The sequence below is a fragment of the Psychrobacillus syltrankelensis genome (assembly GCF_055454035.1).
In genome coordinates, this window is record NZ_CM144227.1 from 3,172,086 (window position 1) to 3,192,563 (window position 20,478).

The 20,478-nt window shown below is 36.6% G+C and carries 19 protein-coding genes and 1 pseudogene; 19 read left to right on the forward strand and 1 reads right to left on the reverse strand.

Annotation, left to right across the window (positions count from 1 at the left end; all coding sequences use genetic code 11):
• Position 1 precedes the first annotated feature (1 nt).
• From ACTSKG_RS15550 to ACTSKG_RS15575, 6 genes are all read left to right on the forward strand, one after another.
• Complete coding sequence (locus ACTSKG_RS15550) at positions 2-1,612, forward strand: ATP-binding protein (protein ID WP_464755457.1); 1,611 nt, start codon at positions 2-4, stop codon at positions 1,610-1,612.
• Complete coding sequence (locus ACTSKG_RS15555; protein WP_464755458.1) at positions 1,596-2,288, forward strand: response regulator; 693 nt, start codon at positions 1,596-1,598, stop codon at positions 2,286-2,288. Before ACTSKG_RS15550 ends, ACTSKG_RS15555 begins: the two co-directional genes overlap by 17 nt.
• Before the next feature lie 133 nt (positions 2,289-2,421).
• Positions 2,422-3,435 carry a Bug family tripartite tricarboxylate transporter substrate binding protein gene (locus tag ACTSKG_RS15560; RefSeq protein WP_464755459.1) on the forward strand — a complete coding sequence of 338 codons (1,014 nt, stop codon included), beginning with the start codon at positions 2,422-2,424 and terminating at the stop codon, positions 3,433-3,435.
• A 51-nt stretch (positions 3,436-3,486) separates the two neighbouring features.
• Complete coding sequence (locus tag ACTSKG_RS15565) at positions 3,487-3,936, forward strand: tripartite tricarboxylate transporter TctB family protein (RefSeq protein WP_464755460.1); 450 nt, start codon at positions 3,487-3,489, stop codon at positions 3,934-3,936.
• A gap of 18 nt (positions 3,937-3,954) precedes the next feature.
• Positions 3,955-5,481: a tripartite tricarboxylate transporter permease gene (locus ACTSKG_RS15570; RefSeq protein ID WP_464755461.1), complete on the forward strand. Its 1,527-nt coding sequence runs from the start codon at positions 3,955-3,957 to the stop codon at positions 5,479-5,481.
• A 266-nt stretch (positions 5,482-5,747) separates the two neighbouring features.
• The gene (locus ACTSKG_RS15575) at positions 5,748-6,356 is read left to right on the forward strand and encodes a pyroglutamyl-peptidase I (protein WP_464755462.1); all 609 of its coding nucleotides are present in this window, start codon (positions 5,748-5,750) and stop codon (positions 6,354-6,356) included.
• A gap of 111 nt (positions 6,357-6,467) precedes the next feature.
• Here the strand turns inward: ACTSKG_RS15575 and ACTSKG_RS15580 are convergent, their stop codons facing one another.
• Positions 6,468-7,310 carry a pentapeptide repeat-containing protein gene (locus ACTSKG_RS15580; RefSeq protein ID WP_464755463.1) on the reverse strand — a complete coding sequence of 281 codons (843 nt, stop codon included), beginning with the start codon at positions 7,308-7,310 and terminating at the stop codon, positions 6,468-6,470.
• A gap of 215 nt (positions 7,311-7,525) precedes the next feature.
• On the opposite strand from ACTSKG_RS15580, the gene ACTSKG_RS15585 reads away from it, so the two are divergent.
• From ACTSKG_RS15585 to ACTSKG_RS15645, 13 genes and pseudogenes are all read left to right on the forward strand, one after another.
• Positions 7,526-7,906 carry a VOC family protein gene (locus ACTSKG_RS15585; protein WP_464755464.1) on the forward strand — a complete coding sequence of 127 codons (381 nt, stop codon included), beginning with the start codon at positions 7,526-7,528 and terminating at the stop codon, positions 7,904-7,906.
• Positions 7,907-8,750: 844 nt separating this feature from the next.
• Positions 8,751-9,773, forward strand: a complete 1,023-nt coding sequence (locus ACTSKG_RS15590; protein ID WP_464755465.1) for a LacI family DNA-binding transcriptional regulator — start codon at positions 8,751-8,753, stop codon at positions 9,771-9,773.
• A gap of 69 nt (positions 9,774-9,842) precedes the next feature.
• Positions 9,843-11,939 (forward strand): amylo-alpha-1,6-glucosidase, encoded by a 2,097-nt coding sequence (locus tag ACTSKG_RS15595; protein ID WP_464755466.1) that lies wholly within the window; start codon positions 9,843-9,845, stop codon positions 11,937-11,939.
• Positions 11,940-11,997: 58 nt separating this feature from the next.
• Positions 11,998-13,257, forward strand: a complete 1,260-nt coding sequence (locus tag ACTSKG_RS15600) for an ABC transporter substrate-binding protein (protein WP_464755467.1) — start codon at positions 11,998-12,000, stop codon at positions 13,255-13,257.
• A 197-nt stretch (positions 13,258-13,454) separates the two neighbouring features.
• On the forward strand, positions 13,455-14,315 hold the full coding sequence (locus ACTSKG_RS15605) for a carbohydrate ABC transporter permease (protein WP_387584908.1): 861 nt from the start codon (positions 13,455-13,457) through the stop codon (positions 14,313-14,315).
• 12 nt (positions 14,316-14,327) lie between these two features.
• Positions 14,328-15,155 (forward strand): carbohydrate ABC transporter permease, encoded by an 828-nt coding sequence (locus tag ACTSKG_RS15610; RefSeq protein WP_464755468.1) that lies wholly within the window; start codon positions 14,328-14,330, stop codon positions 15,153-15,155.
• Between the two features lie 1,170 nt (positions 15,156-16,325).
• A complete protein-coding gene (locus ACTSKG_RS15615) occupies positions 16,326-16,493 on the forward strand; it encodes an IS1096 element passenger TnpR family protein (protein WP_464755469.1) in 168 nt (55 codons plus the stop codon).
• Positions 16,494-16,522: 29 nt separating this feature from the next.
• Positions 16,523-16,804 (forward strand): annotated as a pseudogene (locus ACTSKG_RS15620) (plasmid pRiA4b ORF-3 family protein); the annotation flags it as partial.
• Positions 16,805-16,846: 42 nt separating this feature from the next.
• Positions 16,847-17,143, forward strand: coding sequence for a hypothetical protein (locus ACTSKG_RS15625; protein WP_464755470.1), 297 nt, complete (start codon positions 16,847-16,849; stop codon positions 17,141-17,143).
• A 120-nt stretch (positions 17,144-17,263) separates the two neighbouring features.
• Complete coding sequence (locus tag ACTSKG_RS15630) at positions 17,264-17,713, forward strand: YecA family protein (protein ID WP_464755471.1); 450 nt, start codon at positions 17,264-17,266, stop codon at positions 17,711-17,713.
• Between the two features lie 37 nt (positions 17,714-17,750).
• Positions 17,751-18,266, forward strand: coding sequence for a hypothetical protein (locus tag ACTSKG_RS15635; RefSeq protein WP_464755472.1), 516 nt, complete (start codon positions 17,751-17,753; stop codon positions 18,264-18,266).
• A gap of 306 nt (positions 18,267-18,572) precedes the next feature.
• Positions 18,573-19,133: an excalibur calcium-binding domain-containing protein gene (locus ACTSKG_RS15640; protein ID WP_464755473.1), complete on the forward strand. Its 561-nt coding sequence runs from the start codon at positions 18,573-18,575 to the stop codon at positions 19,131-19,133.
• 50 nt (positions 19,134-19,183) lie between these two features.
• On the forward strand, positions 19,184-20,467 hold the full coding sequence (locus ACTSKG_RS15645) for an MBL fold metallo-hydrolase (RefSeq protein WP_464755474.1): 1,284 nt from the start codon (positions 19,184-19,186) through the stop codon (positions 20,465-20,467).
• Positions 20,468-20,478 lie beyond the last annotated feature (11 nt).

Genomic DNA, 20,478 nt, shown 5'->3' on the forward strand with positions numbered 1-20,478 from the left:
TATGAAAAAGAAGACATTACAAGCACGTATATTTAGATTTGGAGCGGTTTTTGTTTCACTAGTAGCAATTGTAATTGGTATATCTTTTTATTTTATTATTTCTCATGCTATTGAACGGCAAATTGGGGAAAGGGCACTAAGTATAGCAATTACCACGGCAGAAAGACCGGATATTATAGCTGGATTTCATGCGCAGGATCCAACGGTAATTTTACAACCAATTGCAACAAGTATTCGAGAGAGCACAGGTGCAGAGTACGTAGTTATTGGAAATAAAGAAGGGATCCGCTACACGCATCCAATAGTAGAAAGAATCGGTAAAAAAATGGTTGGGGATGATAATGAACAAGCGCTTATCTACGGTAAATCATATATATCAGAAGCGACTGGGACACTTGGTACTGCGATTAGAGGAAAAGCTCCCGTAAAGGATGGAAATGGTGAAATCATCGGAATAATCTCTGTCGGATTTTTAAAGGATAATATGGTGAACATCTTTTTGCAGTATGTGGATAATATCGCTTATATCGTAATAATTGCTATATTAATAGGAATCGTTGGTTCCAGTATGATATCACGCAGTATAAAGAAAGAATTATTTAATCTAGAACCAACGGAAATTGCAAGTTTATTTACGGAACGTAATGCATTGATTGAATCCGTCCGAGAAGGAATAATTATGGTAGATGCAAATGGCGTAATTACTATGGTGAATTTAGCAGCACATGAAATATTATCATTACCTGTAGATACAAAACTAATTGGTAGAAACATTTGGGAGGTTATTCCGAATACGAATCTTCCTAAAGTAATGAAATCAGGAGAGGGACAGTTAGATCGACCTATGGAGATTCGCGGGAAAAAAGCAATTGTCAATCGTATTCCCATTCGAGTAGGAGATGAAATTGTAGGTGCAGTATCTAGTTTTCGTCTTCAATCAGATATTGACCGATTAGTAGAAGAATTATCACAAGTAAAACTGTACACGGAATCTTTGCGTTCTCAAACACATGAATATAATAATTTTTTATATACAATTTCGGGTCTAATACAGTTAAATTCATATGATGAGGCACTAAGTTTAATTCATGATGAAACTGCTGAGCACCAGTCACTAATTCAATTTATGACAAAACGTTTGCAGGATCCATTCCTTGGGGGTATTGTCATTGGTTTTTTAAACCGAGCAAAGGAATTAAAAGTACGATTTATCTTAGATGAAGACAGTTACATAGAGAAGTTGCCAAAACATTTGCAAAAGCATTTTTTTGTTTCTATTATTGGGAATCTAGTGACTAATGGATTCGAGGCAGTAGAATGCTTTCCGGAAGAAGAACGTGTGGTACGTGTTCTTATTCTCGAGAATGCGGAGGAAATTCTAATTGAAATCGAGGACTCCGGTAAAGGAATATCAGAGGAAATACTAGATATAGTTTGGCAGGAGAGAGTTTCCACGAAAAGTGGTGAACATCGTGGATTTGGATTAGTAAAGGTAAAAGAAAATGTGGACGATCTAGGTGGCTCTATCGCTCTAGAAAGAGGGGATCTAGGCGGAGCATTGTTTATCGTTTCAATTCCTAAAGGGGGGTATCTACATGACAAAGCAAATTGAAGTATTAGTTGTGGAAGATGATAAAAGAATTTCAGATATTCACAGACGATTTATTGAGAAACTAGAAGGGTTTAAGGTTATTGGCTCGGCATTTACGGGGGAGGAAGCAGAGGATTGGATTATTACATGTAAGCCCGACCTTGTCTTATTGGACGTATATCTACCAGGTACTTTAGGCACGGACTTACTGTCTGTTATTCAGGAGCATAGTCCAGATACAGATATTATTTTCATTACGGCGGCAGCGGAGGCTGATATTGTAAAAAAAGCATTTCGTAGCGGAGTTGCGGACTATATATTAAAGCCATTAACATTTGAAAAGTTTAAAGATAGCTTACTTGCATATCAAACTAAAAGAGAAATTCTCACACGAGAAGGAAATGTACAGGAAGAGGTTATACAGTCACTCTGGAATAATAAAGTGAGTACGGCTTTGCAGACTGAGTCGATTCCACCGAAAGGAATTGATCCAATTACAAAGGAAAAAGTAGTAAACCATATACAAACAATGGGGGAGGGTATTACAGCAGAATCACTTGGCTTAAAAGTTGGTATAAGTCGATCGACTGCCAGACGTTATTTAGAATACCTAGTTTCCGAAAAGCTTGTATATGCAGAGTTGTCATACGGTACAGTAGGTAGACCGGAACGGAGATATTTCATCCAGTCTTCATGAACATTATGAACAAAATAAACTTTATTCCCTTTATCCAACTTATAACCAAAAGCATTGAGTTTACTTAATGTTTTGATAAATTATATACAGGCGCATGAAAACGCTATCATAAAAGGGGTAAGGGGGATTTAAAATGAGAAATTGGAAAAAGTTATCGTCTGTTGCTCTAGTTGCGACGCTAGCAATTGGATTAGCAGCTTGTTCATCTGATGAAGGTGGAAATTCAGCATCCGATTATCCGAAGAAAAATATTACACTAGTTGCTCCATCAGGTGCTGGTGGGGGATGGGATTTAACAGCACGTGCCATCTCTAAAACGATGAATGATACAAAATTAATTGAAAAACCAATCACGGTAGAAAATAAGCCAGGTGGCGGCGGAGCAGTTTACATGGCAGAGTTTGCAACGAAGGAAGCAAAAAATGATTATGTTTTAATGGTTAAATCTCCACCAATTCTTATTAATAACAATAAAGCAGAAGGAAACAGTCCTTATGGTTACAAAGATACAACACCACTGGCACAATTAACTCGCGATTACGGAGCAATTGTTGTTAAAAATGATTCAGCTTTTAAGACACTACAAGATGTATTAGATGCACTGAAGAAGGACCCAAAGACAGTAACACTTGCAGGAGGATCAGCACCAGGATCAATGGACCATTTAGTAGGAGTATTACCTGCATTTAAAGCTGGAGTAGACCCAAAAACGGTTAAGTATGTTTCGTATGATGGCGGAGGAGAAGCCGTTGCTGCTCTACTTGGTGGAAATGCTGACGTAATTGCGACAGATGCTTCTACAATTTCTACTTATGTAAAATCTGGGGATGTACGAGTACTGGCAGTAAGCTCTTCGGAACGTCTAAAAGGAGAACTAGCAGATGTGCCAACATATAAAGAGGCAGGAATTGACGCAGAGTTTACAATTTGGAGAGGTCTTTTTGGACCAAAGGAAATGTCAGAAGGTGCTAAAAAATATTGGTCTGAAAAGCTTGAAAAAATGGTAGAAACAGATGAGTGGAAAGCAGAACTTGAGAAAAACGGTTGGGCGAGTGAATATCGTAATTCATCAGACTTTACTACTTATTTAGAAGAACAAAATAAAGTAATTGTGGAATTATTAACAGCACTTGGCATGCAGAAATAACATTATGTAGGCGGCCATAGTTGCCGCCTTTTCTAATAGGAGGCATGTAGTATGAATAAAAAGTTTGATCGATTTGCGGGTATCGCCTTTTTAATAGTAGGTATTTTATTTTTTGTTGAGAGTCAAAGAATTTCAGATAGTGCATATGGGTCATCCGTTGGTCCAAAAATATTTCCAATGAGCCTTGGAATCATTTTAATCGCACTAAGTATTCGCCTTTTATATGAGACTTTTAAATATAAAGGGGAGGAATCTGAGAAAGAGAAATTGCAGTATAAAAAGTTCTTTATCATTTTTGGCAGTGCTATACTATACGCCTTTTTCTTAGAAAAGATTGGATATGTATTATCCACCTTTCTATTTTTACTAATCGCTTTCCAAACGATGGAACGAGGAAAGACGGTCTCTTCTATAGTTATTGCGGCGATATTTTCAGTAGGTATTTATTTTTTGTTTTCGGAGCTTCTAGGTGGATCATTACCAGAATTCCCACTGTTTTGAGAAAGGAGGAGTTAAGCAATGGATACATTACATTTTCTTGCGGATGGGTTCAAAGTTGCTTTTCAGTGGCATAATTTATTGTTTGCATTTGTAGGTGTTGTCATTGGAACAGCGGTTGGAGTTTTGCCGGGCATTGGCCCAATGAGTGGTGTCGCCCTCCTAATTCCTGTAACTGCAACGATTACTTCAGGGATGCCAACAAGCGCAGCTGCAGCAAGTTCGATAATTTTATTAGCAGGAGTATACTATGGGGCGATGTACGGAGGCTCGACTACTTCTATTTTGTTAAATACCCCAGGAGAATCATCTTCTGTAGTAACAACTTTAGATGGCTATCAAATGGCAAGGCAAGGACGAGCGGGAGCGGCTTTGGCTATTGCAGCAATTGGCTCGTTTTGTGCAGGAATTGTTTCATTAATTGGACTTGTACTTTTAGCGGAACCTCTCTCAAATGTCGCTATAAAATTTGGTCCAGCAGAATATTTTTCATTGATGTTATTAGGGTTAGCAGCAGTTAGTGGACTAGCGGGAAAATCGATGACTAAAGCATTGATTATGACCGTTTTCGGACTGATGCTTGGAACTATAGGTATCGATGCTGTTTCTGGAATTGCACGTTTTACATATGATCAGCCTATTTTATATTCGGGTCTTGAGTTCCTAACGATTGCAGTTGGCTTGTTTGCGCTAGGAGAAGTTATAAAAACAATTTTAGAGCGTGATGAAGAATCCGGAGCGATAGCGAAGATTCATCGAATTATGCCAACGAAGCAAGATATGAAAGATAGTGCCGTCCCAATTGCGCGCGGATCCTTACTTGGATTCTTTATCGGGGTACTGCCAGGAGCAGGTGCAACACTTGCATCATTCTTCTCCTACATGGCCGAGAAAAAATTTAGTAAAAATCCAGAACTGTTTGGAAAAGGGCATATCGCTGGTGTAGCTGGTCCAGAGTCAGCGAATAATGCGGCTTCTGGAGGAGCTATGATTCCGCTTCTAACTTTGGGGATTCCTGGGTCTGGTACAACTGCCATATTGATGGGGGCATTGATTATGTACAATATTCAGCCAGGTCCACTACTTTTTGATGAGCATCCTGAAGTCGCATGGGGTCTTATCGCTAGTATGTTTATAGGGAACTTAATGCTACTCATATTAAACATGCCATTAGTTCGCGTATTTGCAAAAATCATTCAGACACCAAAGAAATATTTAATCCCAATGATTGTTGCAATATCATTTTTCGGAGTATATGCAGTACAATACACAACATTCGACTTATATCTTCTGCTAGGATGCGGGTTATTAGGTTATTTACTATCGAAGAATGATTACCCAGTTGCACCTCTCGTCCTTGCATTAGTATTAGGACCAATGATTGAAAACAATATGCGCCGTGCATTAACGATTTCAAACGGAGACTTTAGTATTTTCGTAACTAAGCCATTGTCTTTAGTTTTCATCCTTGCAGCTGTAGCATGGTTATTGGTTCCGTTATTATTGAAGTTAAAAGGAAGGCAAGTTATTGTAAATGAAGAAGAATAAAAGATACGCTGACTTTGCCGGAATCAATAAAAATATGACCAGATAAAAAATTAAGTCCGTATAAACAAAAATACGACCTTATGAAAGCAGACTCAGCTTAGATAGTGAGTCTGCTTTTGTACTTTACATAATTACCTCATACTTGTATTGTTTGTAATTAAATTGATAGAATAGTAAGTGATTTTAAAAGGAATAGGATAGCTTAAAGAACTGGAATTATTAACTCATGAAATATAACATTCTGAAAAGAATAAGGGGTAATTTATATGAAAAAACTACTATTAACAGGATTTGAACCATTTTTGGCATTCACAGTTAATCCAACTATGCGAATTGTAGAGGAACTAAATGGACAGGAAATTGGAGGTTACCAGGCGTTTGGTAGAGTGCTAAAGGTTGACTTTGCATCATCTGGAGCACAGTTACTTACGCATATGGAAGAAATCAAACCAGACGCTGTCATCTCACTAGGATTAGCTGGGGGAAGATATAAAATCACACCGGAACGAATTGCCATCAATGTAAAAGATGGAGCAGCGGATAATCAAGGAAACTCACCTATCGATGAATCAATTCATCAACAAGGCGAACCAGGATACTTTTCCACTTTGCCGATTCGACAAATGGTAAATCAACTAATAAAAGAAGGATTCCCAGCAGCAATCTCGAACTCAGCTGGAACATATCTATGCAACAACGTTATGTACGAAGCATTGCATAATGCAAAAACAAACAATCTCGACATAAAAGCAGGTTTTATCCATATCCCCGCATCCCATGAACTAGCTATTCAACACGGCAAAATTCCAAGTTGGTCTCATATAGATTTGAAGAAAAGTGTGGAGATTTGTATTGGCGTGCTAGGTAAAAACTAACTTGAAAAAAAGGAAGATACTACTTGTAAGTGTAGTATCCCCGCAATATAATTCTTTGACATTTGCAATTTGAATTATCCTGACAAGTATATAAAAAATGAATAAAGTCAGTTAAATCCAATGATATGGTCTTTGTAAGTGGGAAGGTAATATAGTTTTCTCGTTACCTTTTGCTGAATTAATTTGCATTTGAGTTAAAAACAAACTGGTAGAAAGATTTGCCCCACTTAAATTTGCATCACGCAAATCAGCACCAATGAAATCTACACCTCTTAGATCTGTATTTCGTAAGTCAGTAGCAATTAAATAAGCTCCTCTTAAATCGGTTGTTCTTAAATCTTTACCACTATAATTTTTACCAATCCAGTCAGCACTACTACATTTTTTTCCTTTCTTAATAGCAAAAACTTTCGAGCTAAGCTCCTTTCGAATATATTCACTTGTTTCAAGAAGTAACTCGTTTATAGGAAATCTACACATCACTAAATCAAGAGTTAGCAAACTATCAGCATCCATATCAGTCAGATTTTGTAGTTTTTCCAATTGTTTATTTAACTTTTCGTGTAAAGAAAATGAAAGCTCATAAGTTAATGCTTCAGAAATAAATGCAATCATTTCATATAATTGTTCCATTACAGGAAATACACTAAACATTTCCTCAGCAATTTCAGGATATTCTTTCCAATTTTGTCCATTGAAAATGTTTTGAGAAACTTTTTGACCAGCTCCTAAGCAATCAAACACAGTACAACCTTTAAATCCTTTTTCTCTCAAATTCTGATGAATTTTACAACGAAAATCATCATTTAAATTAGGGCAGGGAGTCCCAGCCTTTTTATTTATTGCAAAATCACTTGATGCTACTATATTGAGCGCTGTACAGCAGAGTCCAAAGCAATTAGAACAATCAGCCTTTAAACTCTCTCTAATATTTTTGGCAGTTTCTTTATCCATTAGTATACCCTCTTTAAATTTATTACTCTTTAATTGAATATAACCTTATAATTTAATTGTACATGAATCAGAATAAGCCAACACCATTTTTTAAAAAGTAATAAATGATTAGCAGAACGTTAGTTCCTTTATCTTTTGACACTAGATAGTTAAATGCCTATAATGAAGATAATGTTACGAGTGGTAAAATAAACTAATAGTAGGGAGACAGGAGAATGATTAATAAAGTCGGTCAAGTTATGCTATATGTAAACAATCAGGAAGAGACAGTAAAATTTTGGACAGAAAAAGCGGGGTTTAGCGTTATCTCGGATGAAGATAATGGGCAAGGAATGCGATGGATTGAAATTGCACCAACGAGTGATGCAGAAACAAGTATCGTTTTACACAATAAAGAACTAATAGCAAAAATGCAACCGGAATTAAACCTAAGCACACCTTCAATATTGTTTTTCTCTGATAATCTAGATCAATTATATAAAGATTTTTCGGAAAAACAAATTACAGTAGGGGAACTTGTAACGATGCCTTCAGGTAGAGTTTTTAACTTTGCAGACAATGAAGGAAATTACTTTGCAATATTGGAAAAAAAATAAATCACTTTACAGACTTTTTTAAGTGTTGCAGTTCTGCAATCACTTCGAAAAGTCTTTTTTTGAAAGATAAGCAGAAAGTATATGGATTTTGGTCCTGCGCCAGTGTTCATCGTACTTGAAAGAATTAAACGATGACAAATATTTCCATTTTAAGTGGACGCTTTCCGCGGGTGAGCCATCACCCCCTTTCCCTACAATCCATTAAGTGAGTAGTACTTAACAAGAAGATTTAGCCCAGCTATTGCTAAGAGGATAGAAATAGTTTAAGTAAACGTAGTGATTAATGCCATCCTGTAATCGTTGGTGAATAAGGGATACTATTGCTTTTTAAAGTTTTGGTGAAATTTTGTGCATCCGGATAGTATGTAGTTCCCTATCTAATGTTCATAGGATTTAAATGTCATCTATCTTACTAAGCTTATTATAAATCGTCCCATACACATACTAGTTTATTGGAGCGCAGGCGGCGACTTCTGCGGGAATAGCGTGAGCGGAAGGCCCCGCAGGAACGCAAGAGAGGGAAGGAAGGCTAAAGGCGCCTCTTCCCTGAGGCAACGCCTTCATGACCAACATCCTGTTGGCCTAGGAGACTGAAGCCATGCCCGCGAAAAGCGTCCGCCATAGCGGAAATCACCATTTCTAAGTTTCACTTCTTAAAAAGGACCGGGTGTCTTCTTGCCTGGTTTTTCTTGTATATTTTTTCACTTTTAATTTCTAATCATCATAATCTCTACATAAAATAAACTGAAAATAAAGTATATTAGGAGTATTGTAATCAATTTAAAATTATTATAGACTCTAATTAAGATATAAATCCAAAACGTTTCGGAAGGAATTTAATCCATTGACAACTATTAAAGATATAGCAAGGGCGGCAGGAGTTTCAATCACGACTGTATCAAGAGGATTGAACGGCTACTCTGATGTAAGTGAAAAAACAAGGGAAAAGATATTAAGAATTGCTAAGGAACTTAATTATAGTCCTAATACACTTGCCAGAAGCTTAGTGATGAATAAGTCAAAGACATTCGGTCTACTAGTTTCTGGTTTAAATCAATCTAGTGCAAAAGATAATATTACGTTCGATATGTTAGCTGGGATTAATAAGTTTGTGGGAGAATGCGGATATGACATAGTTTTACTTAGTACAACATCAACTAAGCAAAGAGAAAAGACTTACACCCAACTTTGTAGAGAACGACGAGTCGATGGTGTGATTATTCAAGGTATTCGTACAGATGATCCATATCTGAAAGAAGTAGTAGAAAGTGACATTCCATGCGTGCTAATTGACATTCCGCTAACTTCCTCGACCGTTGGCTATGTGACAACGGACAATATTTTAGGAGCTAAGGAAGCTGTAAAACATTTAATTCATATAGGACATAAGAAAATTGGATTTATTAATGGACACGACTTTGCATTTGTCAGCCAACAGAGGTTGACAGGATACAAAGAGGCTCTTAAAGAAGCAAATATTCAAATCAACCAAAAATGGATTGGTAACGGTGAATTTAGCGAAGAGACATCTGAGTTAGTAGCTTCGAAACTATTAGAAGAACATCCAGAAATAACTGCTATTTTTTGTGCAAGTGACCTAATGGCATTAGGAGTAATACAGGCTGCCCGTAAACTTGGTATTGATGTACCAAATGAGTTGTCAATTATCGGGTTTGACGATATTCTCCTTGCGTCTTATGTAACTCCTTCATTAACATCCATTGCACAAAACACCTTTCAAATGGGGTATGAAGCGGCAAGATTATTGTTATCTATTTTCGAAAATGAAGCAGAATCGCATGTTGTTTCATTAGGAACCGAGCTAATGATTCGCGAATCTACGAAGCCTCTAAAATTCAATGAATAACAGAAGACGATCTTCTGTGCGTAAAAACCAAAACGTTTCGGAAAAATATTAACACTTTAGGAGGACATCATGGATTACCGAGTAATTAAGGAAAATGATCTCTTTTTCCTAACAGATGTAAAAGGAAATATCCCTGAGAATCATTATTATGGCTTAGGGCTGTATACAAAAGATACCCGCTTTTTAAGTAAACTTGATTTAAAAATAAATGGAGAAGAGCCTATACTTTTAACTTCCGATGCAGCAGAAAACTATATGGCAAAGATTTTGCTCACCAACCCGCATATGGAAAACGATGAGGGATTAATATTATGGCGTGAATCAGTAGAAATTGAACGGACAAGATTTATTTATGAGGATGTATTATATGAATCTATTAAAGTAAAAAATTATTTTCCAAAGCCGATTTCTTTCACTATTAGCGTGCATATGGATGTTGATTTTTCTGACATGTTCATCGTCAGAGGATTTCAAACGGGGACTATAGGGCATAGAACGGGACAAACGGTAGAAAATCATTCTTTGTCCTACCATTATATTGGTGCGGATGAGGTCAAACGATCAACAAGAGTATCTTGGGATAAGGATACTAAAAATGTATCTGATCAAGGAGATATTACATTTGAGTTCCACTTGGATCACGAAGAGGAAGAATCATTCACACTCATGATTCAGCCGCAAATTGGAGAAGCCAGTCATCAAGAAATTATGGATCCAAACCAGGCAGTAAGGCTACTTGAAAATTCTTATAGTCAGTGGAATAACAAGATCACGAATGTAGAAACCGATTATCTACCGTTGCAACGTCTTATTGATCGGGGTATTGGGGATTTACGAGTACTGTTAACGGACTTGGGATATGGTCAGTTTCCAGTAGCAGGCCTTCCATGGTTTGGAGTGCCATTCGGCAGAGATAGTTTGATTGCAGCGTTGCAAATGCTTCCATTTTACCCAGAAGTTGCTAAAGGAACTTTACTAACATTGGCTGCAAAGCAAGGAAAAAAAGTGGACCCATTCCGGGATGAACAGCCTGGTAAGATTATGCATGAAATACGTTTTGGTGAACTTGCGGAGACAGGACAAATTCCATTTTCACCTTACTTTGGCACAGTGGATGCTACTCCTTTATTCCTAGTGTTGCTTACGGAATATGTGAAGTGGACAGGGGACATTGAAGTTGTAAAACAATTGAAAGAGAACATTGATGCAGCGTTAAACTGGATAGATCAATACGGCGACCGCGATGGAGACGGTTTCGTTGAATATTATCAAGAGGCAAGCAAAGGCATCGCAAATCAAGGCTGGAAGGATTCAAGCGATTCGATTGTGCATCGAAATGGAGACTACGCTGAAGCTCCTATTGCATTAAGTGAAGTCCAAGGATATGTGTACCATGCAAAAATGGGGTTAGCGAGTATATTCGATAAGTTTGGTAATGATGATACAGCTTTAAAACTACGCACTGAAGCCGAACGGTTGAGAGAAAGATTTGAGCAAGCTTTTTGGATGGATGACATGCAGTTTTATGCAATTGCTCTTGATAAAGAAAAAGAGCAAGTTGGAACAATTACTTCTAATCCAGGGCATGTTCTTTTCTCTAGCATGTTAAGAAAAGACAGAGCGAAAGCGGTTGTGGAAACGCTAGTGTCTGATAAAATGTTTTCTGGTTTCGGCATTCGCACAATGGGGGAGGGTGAATCCGGATACAATCCAATGAGCTATCATGACGGCAGCATTTGGCCTCATGATAATAGTATGGTTCTGCTTGGAATGAGTAAGCTTGGGTATAAAAACGATGTCAATATTGTCATTAATGGACTAGTAAAAGCTGCTGAATCCTTTGAGTATGATAGACTACCAGAATTATTTTGTGGATACGGCAAGGAGAGGGGGAGACCAGTAAAATATCCAGTTGCTTGTTCTCCTCAAGCTTGGGCTGCTGGAACACCACTTGTATTTATTCAATCACTATTAGGGTTGTTTCCGAATAGCCTACAAAAGGAAATTCACTTGTCACCACATCTTTTAGAAAATATGGACCTTTTGAAAGTGGAAAACATTTCAATCGGAAATGGTATTCTTTCGGTCAGAGTCAATCGTAATGAAGAACATATCCATGTAGAAATTTTGAAAAATACAACTGGATATGAAGTTGTTTTACATTAAATTCAATTTGGTTTTACCACTCTTTTAAAGAGGATTTTAATAGGAAAGGGGAAAGAAAATGTTTAAAAAGAAATGGGTAGCCACACTTGGAGTTTCAGCTTTATTAGTTGGAGGCATACTTTCAGGATGTTCTGAAGACACCGGAGACAAAGTAATAAAAGTTGATGGTGGTAAGCCAGTGGAAGTAACGCTTGCTGGCTGGGGTTCTTCACCAGAAGAAGCTGAATTATTAAGCCAAGTATTAAAGGATTTTGAAGACAAACATCCGAATATTAAAGTGAAGCATGAGGTCATTGCTGATCAATATATGGATGTTGTAAAAACCCGTTTAATCGGGGGAGAAGGCCCAGACGTGTTTTATCTTGATGCGGTGGAAGCTCCTGCTTTGATTGAAACAGGTGTTATTGAACCATTAAATAAATATGTAAAAGACGATTTTGATTTAAACGACTTTGAGAAACCACTAATTGAAGCATTTCAAAAAGATGGAACTTACTACGGTTTTCCAAAAGGGTATTCAACACTTGCACTATTCTATAACAAAAAAATGTTTGCAGATGCTGGGGTAACAGTACCAACTACATGGGATGAGTTAAGGGAAGTTTCTAAGAAATTAACGGATGGATCAAATGTTTATGGGTTCGGACAAAATCCAGAGTTAGCACGTGCGTATTTTATAGCAGAATCGTACGGTGGAAAAGTAGTAGTTGATAATAAAGCTAATTTCGCAGATCAAAAAGTGCTTGATGCTTTACAACCATATGTTGATCAACATTTAGTAGAAAAAACAGCTGCTCAACCTTCTGATGTTGGAACTGGTTGGACAGGAGAAATGTTTGGGCAAGGTAAAGCTGCAATGGTAATTGAGGGTAACTGGGCTATTCCATATTTAGATAGCACTTTCCCTGATATTGACTATGGAATGGCAGAAGTACCAACTATTAAAGGTAAAAAAGGTACAATGGCATTTACTGTTGCATATGTGATGAATGCTGCATCAGAAAAGAAAGAAGCTGCGTGGGAATTGATGTCTTACCTTACAGGGAAAGAAGGCATGGAGACTTGGACTAGTAAAGGTTTCGAATTACCTTCTCGTAAATCTGTAGCAGAAAAGCTTGGTTATGATAAGGATGAGTTACGCGGTGCGCTTGTTGCTGGGGCTCCGTATGCGACAGTTTGGTCAAATGGCACTAACTTACCAATCATCTTTAACAACTTTAATAACCAATTTGTTAGTGTTTATTTAGGGCAAGCAAAACTTGCTGATGCACTGAAAGAAGCACAAGATACAGCTAATAAAGAGATTGATAAACAATAAAAATAAATGGGAGAAGGGTGATTCCCCTTCTCCTTAGTATTGTATTTTCTAGTTCTAGCGCTTGTTAGAACACCTTCTGTTGATGCAGGCATTTCTTCATTAATAGAACGTGTTCTAACAACAATCTTTGTAACCATTGCAATAAGGAGTTGATCAAGGTGAAAAGCAGGTTTTTAAAAAGAACAGTTAGGGAATCTTTGCAAGGCTATGTGTTTTTACTGCCTGCATTATTCGTTTTATTACTCTTTCTTGTAGGACCTATTTTTTATGCAATTTTTCTTTCCTTCCACAAAGTGCAATTATTAGGGACGACAAGTTTCGAATTTGTTGCATTAAAGAACTATATGAATATATTTGATGATCTTCGGGCAAAAATCGCCGTATGGAATACTGCTAAATACGTTCTGATTGTAGTACCTTGTCAAACATTCTTAGCAATCATATTAGCAGCAACTTTAAATGCAGGTATGAAAGGTGAAAAGTTTTTTAGGATTATTTATTTTTTACCAACCTTGACATCCTCCGCGGTGCTAACGTTAATCTTTATGTGGATGTATAACCAAAACGGACTAATTAATAAAGTGTTGGAGTTTATCAATCTTCCAACATACAACTGGATAAATGATCCTTCTATTGCGTTATATGCAATTATGGCTATGAATATTTGGTCTACGGCACCTTTTTATATGGTAATTTATTTGGCAGCCCTACAAGATATACCAGAATCACTTTATGAGGCAGCTGAACTCGATGGAGCAAATGCTATTCATAAATTTCTCTATGTAACTGTTCCTCATTTGCGACCTGTGACTTCTTTTGTAGTTATTATGGGGATAGTTGGGACGTTCCAATTATTTGACCAATCCTATATTTTCTCCGCTGGTTCTGGTGGTCCCAATAACTCTACATTAACGGTTGTGCTATTAATCTACCAATATGCGTTTAAAAATATGGGAACGATGGGATATGCCGCAGCTCTTGCTTTTTCTCTAGCAATTATTATCCTTATTGCGTCTTTAATACAGCGGAAATTCTCTAAAGAAGAATCTCTTTACTAGGGAGGCGAAAACGTGAAGAAGAAATTATCGTTTGGCAAAGCATTTCTATATGGAATTTTAATAGTCTATGCTGTCATAACAGTCATTCCATTTTTATGGGCACTCTCTTCGTCTTTTAAAAATTTAGATGAAATTGTAAGTGGCGCGATTAGCTTTATACCAAAGCATTTTACTTTTAATAATTATAAAGTAATTTTTGTTGAGCAAGGATTATTTCCACGATGGCTCTTTAATAGCGTGTTTATAGCGACTATGGTTACTTTACTAAATATATTCTTTAATTCAATGGCAGGTTATGCGCTGGCACGGCTTCACTTTCCGGGTAAACGGACAATCTTTGTCGTTATCCTTGCAGTCTTGATGATACCAATGCAAGTAACGATGATTCCAAACTATTTAATATTAAAATCTCTTGGTTGGTTAAACTCTTACCAAGGAATGATTATACCAACGATGATCAATGCCACCTTCATATTTATGATGCGACAATTCTTTGTGAACTTCCCTAAAGAACTGGAGGAAGCAGCTGAATTAGATGGACTAAGTAAAATAGGAACTTTCTTTCGAGTTGTCCTCCCACTTGCAAAACCAGCTTTAGCAGCACAAGCTATTTTTGTTTTTATGGGGTCATGGAATGACTTTATGAGACCTTTGATTATTCTATCAAGCCCAGAACTTTTTACATTGCCGATTGGCCTCAATACATTTAAAGGTCAATACATTAGTTACTGGAACTATATTATGGCGGCATCAATGGTGTTCACTTTACCAATTTTGATTTTATATGCATTTTTCAGTCGATACTTTATAAAAGGCATATCCTTTTCTGGAGGGAAATAAAACTTATATATCTGAATCAATTTTATAATTCAACTGCTCACGTATAAACGCGAATATTTTTAATGATTTCTTACTAATTGTTTACTTTTACTTTGAAGGTGACACCGTTGATTTCCGTTACAGGCGGACGCTTTCCACGGGCGAGGCCGAGCCTCCTCGTCGCTTCGCTCCTGCGGGGTCTCGACTTTCTCGCTTTTCCCGCTGGAGTCGCCGCCTTTCACTCCAATAAACAAAAATTCAATAAAAATTATGTTTATAAAAATGTTTGGCATATTAATAGAATAGTTATTTATGAAATTGTTTCATCTAAGTGCAGATTCCATATTGGGTCTGCATTTTTATTTTACACAGAATAAGGGAATATATTGATTTTTTATGCCATGAACAGATGGATTTCCGTTTCAGGTGGACGCGTTCCGCGGGGTGAGCGATGAGCCATCACCGTCCGCTACGCGTTCGTTTGTGATGGCTAATCTGTCTCACTCATCCCACTGGAGTCGCCACCTTTCACTTCAATCCATTAAGTGAGTATTACTTAAGTAAGAAATGCTATTACTTTTTAAAAAGTTGATAAAAGGATTAAATGTATATATTTAATTAAGCAATTATCCTATATATACTAGTTAATTGGAACGTAGCGAAATGAAGATTTTGCACCATGCAAATAATAAAGACACGTCGCATAGTTTGGTACTTTCATTTGCTGAACCATATGACAAGCGGAAACCAGAGAAAAATAGGTAGTATCAAAAGGTAAAGAAGTGAAGAGCTTCCGAAATTGTATCTTCGGAAGCTTTTAAACGAGTAGGGAAGTATTTTTTCTTTAATTACCCAAACCAAACGCATCATGTCTTTACAAACTCCAAGAGGGCGACGGACAAACATTCACCACAAGATTACCGAAAAAAGTGTAGCTGGAAGTGACTCAGTCACTTCCAGCTACACAATTCAAAACGGTAATAGTGTAGCGAATGTTTCGTCCTAAGCACTCAGGTATTAGTGAAGACAAGATGCACTTAAAGGACTTTGCATTTTTCTTGTTGAGAAATGCAAAGACATAAAAGGCATGGGGACTCCAACTAACAAGAGATACAGATGCTATAAATAGTATGATACTCGATGAAAATCATTTAATAGAGTATGATAAATAAAAAAGACGGGGGAGATTATATGAAAGCATATATACTAAAACTAACGTTTGAAGACATTACTCCACTTGTTTGGAGACGTGTTATTTTACCAGCAGGGGCCACATTTAACCGTCTTCATGAAACGATTCAATACGTGACGAATTTTCAAAGTGAAGTGAATCCTTACCATTATTTTAGTGTGGAATAGAAGATAATTTTATTACAAACAATGAAGCAATTTTAGAAGAATATAAAGGAAAGAAGTATGTTGGTAGAACGGTCAAGCAGCCAACACGTATTAAAATTGATGCATTTCTAGAGAAACATATTCAATTCATCTATAACTATGACTTTGGTGATGACTGGCGCATTTCCGTAAAACTTGAAGAAACTGTAGAGGATTATTATTTTGGTTTTCCTACCCTATTAGAAGGGGAAGGAACAGCGCCGCCAGAAGATGTAGGAGGCCCACCTGGATATGAAGAATTTCTAAGAATATTACAAGATCCAACACATCCAAGTTATTTAACTACGTATGCATGGGCCGAGAAAGAATTATATTTGCCGATGGACATGGAAGAGATAAATGAACATTTAAAACATGTTAAGTACAAAAAAACAGAGTGGCAATACATCGATCATGAAAGTTATATCGTTTTATCTGATAAATATCGAAGTATAGATTGGATTGATTTAGAAGCACTACCCAATAAAGATTTAATAATCCAATATGCAGTTGCATGTGCGAATTTGTATGGGGTAGTTGAGTATCCGAAGTTTCTAGAGATTTATAATGCCCAAAATACGCCGCCCGTGTCTAGTAGTGAATTACGAGCTCTTCTAACAAATCCTCTTTAGGAAAAACAGCTTGGAAAAGAATATGTTTTTATATATAAAGATGCATTAATTCATGAGACGATTGAAGACTTAGGAGAAAATTCCGAATTTATACAAAGCGTAGTTGGTAAGCCATTTTATGTGCCTGAAAAAAAGGAACTATTACGGTATACAGATGAATTTTATTATGAAAAGACGATCCATCAAGAAAAACTTGCTAATATGCTTGCGAAAGATTTTTTCGGAGGTAGCAAGCGGATGATAAAGGAAGAAATGGATGAATTGATTGGTCAATTGCAGGTTGTGCAAATTAATTTCCAAGAAGTAGTACATGCATTTTTACAACGTTTTGAATTTATCGATATGAAGCAACTGAATGAATACATACAGGTTATTACATTGATTGCTAATACGACACGTATTTGGGAGAACAGAGGGCACACGCCGGAAGAACTGTCACTAATGGAAAAGCGTCACTTAATACCTATAAATCACGCCTCATTAAACGTAATTGACGGTGGCAAAATTGGTCGAAACGATCCATGCCCATGTGGAAGCGGGAAGAAATATAAGAAGTGCTGTGGTAAATAAAATAGAACCAACGGAAAAGTAACTTGGAGGAATCTATATGTATGATCCAACCATTTTTGAAAACTTAAAAGTCGCATTTGAAAACCATGTGTATGATTTAGACAATATAGAACGCAAAATAATGATAACTAATCGAGTTAATCGAATGGATTTTTCCATACTTGCTAGGGATTTTGCCATTCAATTCACGCTACCCAATCAACCAGACGTTATAGCGGAAATTGTATTACAGGCTTCTATAGAAGATTTAGCAGGAGAGATATTAGAGAAGTCTGTACAAAATCTAGGTTGTTCCTTGTTATTACGTTTTCATAAGCGTGTTCAAAATATAGCCCTCCAGTGTGAAGAGATTGAGCTAGTACTAAAAGTTATTTGGGAAAATGAAATTCAATTGACCCAAACACTTAGCTTTGAATATCCACAAGAATATTCAAGTTACTTGGACATAATTGAAGTGAAATTTAATCAAAAGATAAATGAAGAACATATCCCTGACATCGCAGATTTCCTTGAACATGTTTTAGAATCTTTGGAAGTATTGAATGGTATTTAGAGATCCACCTCTAATCTTCTGTAACTCCAGACTGTAGGCATCGATTTTGCCTACAGTCATTTTTTATGTAAATAAGAAAATCGAGCCTGGCAAAAGACATGCGAGTTGTAAGGGCATACTAAGTCTGTACTTATAGAAACACAACTGTCAATTTCGAATTTTTTCCTGTTGAGGGGTCAAGATACTAAGTTAGCAAAGCTTAGTTTTGAAGTGGACAAGGGTAATCTTGTGTTTGGTATATTTTGGACTATGGCATTACTGGGTTACTGTTCGTAAAATGAAATGTATAGAATTGGAGGAAATGCAATGTTTACGAAATTTATTAAATTATTTTTATTAATTGTATTAGTGTTTGGTTTTACTGTAACAAATGCATCTTTTGTTGATGCAGCTACCAAAGTTATGTGGGGTAAAACAGAACTGAAAATTGGTCAAATTGGAAAAGTAACCATATTAGCAGATACTCAGCTAGTTAAGTTAGAAAGCAACGGTTCGCTAACAATAGTTCGTTCCATGAAAAAAGGCGAAGAATATCGTGTATATAGCTACAAAAGTCAATACAATGGCCTATATGGTGTAGGTGGAGGAAGCTTTGTACAAAAAAATGTAGCTAAAGTGAAATATGAAACACCATCCAAAGCAAAATTGGCATTATTGAAACAATTAAGTGAAAATCCACAACCAACTCCGAAACCAACGCAACCAAGCGTAGGTAATGGGTTAGAAGTTATTAAAGGAGCTCCTACTAGTTTTCAAAACTGCACTGAAATGAATAAATATTATGCTAACGGTGTAAAAAAAGGTCATCCAGCGTATGCATCTAAACACGACAGAGATAATGACGGTTGGGCATGTGAACGAAATTAAGTTCTGAATATATATCTTAGTGTGCTTTAGATTAGTTGGGAGTGTAACAAGTGAAGAATAAATGGTTTAAAGTGATCCTTGTATTTATTTTTGCATTTAGCTTTATTTCAATTAATACCATAAATGCTGATGCCGAGACAGCAAAAATTATGTGGGGAAAAACGGAGTTAAAGAATGGCCAAATAGGTAAGGTCACAGTATTAAGCAATACCAATCTTCTAGACAATAATATGAAAAGTGTTCGTACGGTCAAAAAAGGCGATGAATATAGAGTTTACTCTTATAAAAGCACGAATGGTGGACTATATGGACTTGGTGGAGGACTATTCGTCAAGAAAGGTTCTTCTATTAAATATGAAACACCTTCGAAAAGTAAACTAGCTCTATTAAATATCGTGAATAAAAAACCGCTAGAAGTCTACTTTATGGATGTTGGACAAGGAGATTCCATATTAATCAAAACAGCTAACGGTAAAACAATGTTAGTTGATGGGGGTAAAAAGGGTAGTCATGTCGTAAACTTTTTATCTTCTAAAGGGGTTCATAAACTGAATTATGTAGTAGCTACTCATCCAGATGCGGATCATATAGGTGGGTTAGTGGATGTCTTACATACATGTAGTGTTGGAACATTTATCAATAGTGGAAAAGCACATACAACTCAAACGTACGCAGAATTATTAACATTAGTAAATGATAAAAATATAAAATACAAAGTTCCTAAAATTGGAGATAAGATTACACTCGATGAAAATATCGATATTACTGTACTAAACGTAAACGAAAAAGCGAGCGATACCAATGACGCTTCAATTGTTTTAAAGGTAACATACGGCCAAGTTTCGTTTCTCTTGACTGGTGATGCTGGAACGAATATTGAAGAACAAATGTACAAGAAATTTAATGTGCAATCAACTATACTAAAAGCTGGTCACCATGGATCCGATACGAGTAGCTCCAATGCTTTTATTCAAAGAGTGAAGCCACAAGTAACTATATTAAGCTACGCAAAAGGTAATTCATACGGACATCCACACACAGCTGTAGTTAGTAGGCTTAAAAATGTTGGCTCTAAAATTTACTCCACTGCTGAATCCGGAAATATTACTGTTTCTACAAATGGTGTAACTTATTCTGTATCCGCAAAACCGTGGACTGGCAGTGGGACAGGTGCAGTTACTAAGAAACCAACACCAACACCACCTACAGCACAAATAGTATTTAGTAATTGTACTGAGTTGAGAAAAGTGTATCCAAGTGGAGTTTCTAAAAGTCATGCAGCGTACCAATCCAAAATGGACCGTGACAATGATGGCTGGGCTTGTGAAAAATAACTTAAAAAATT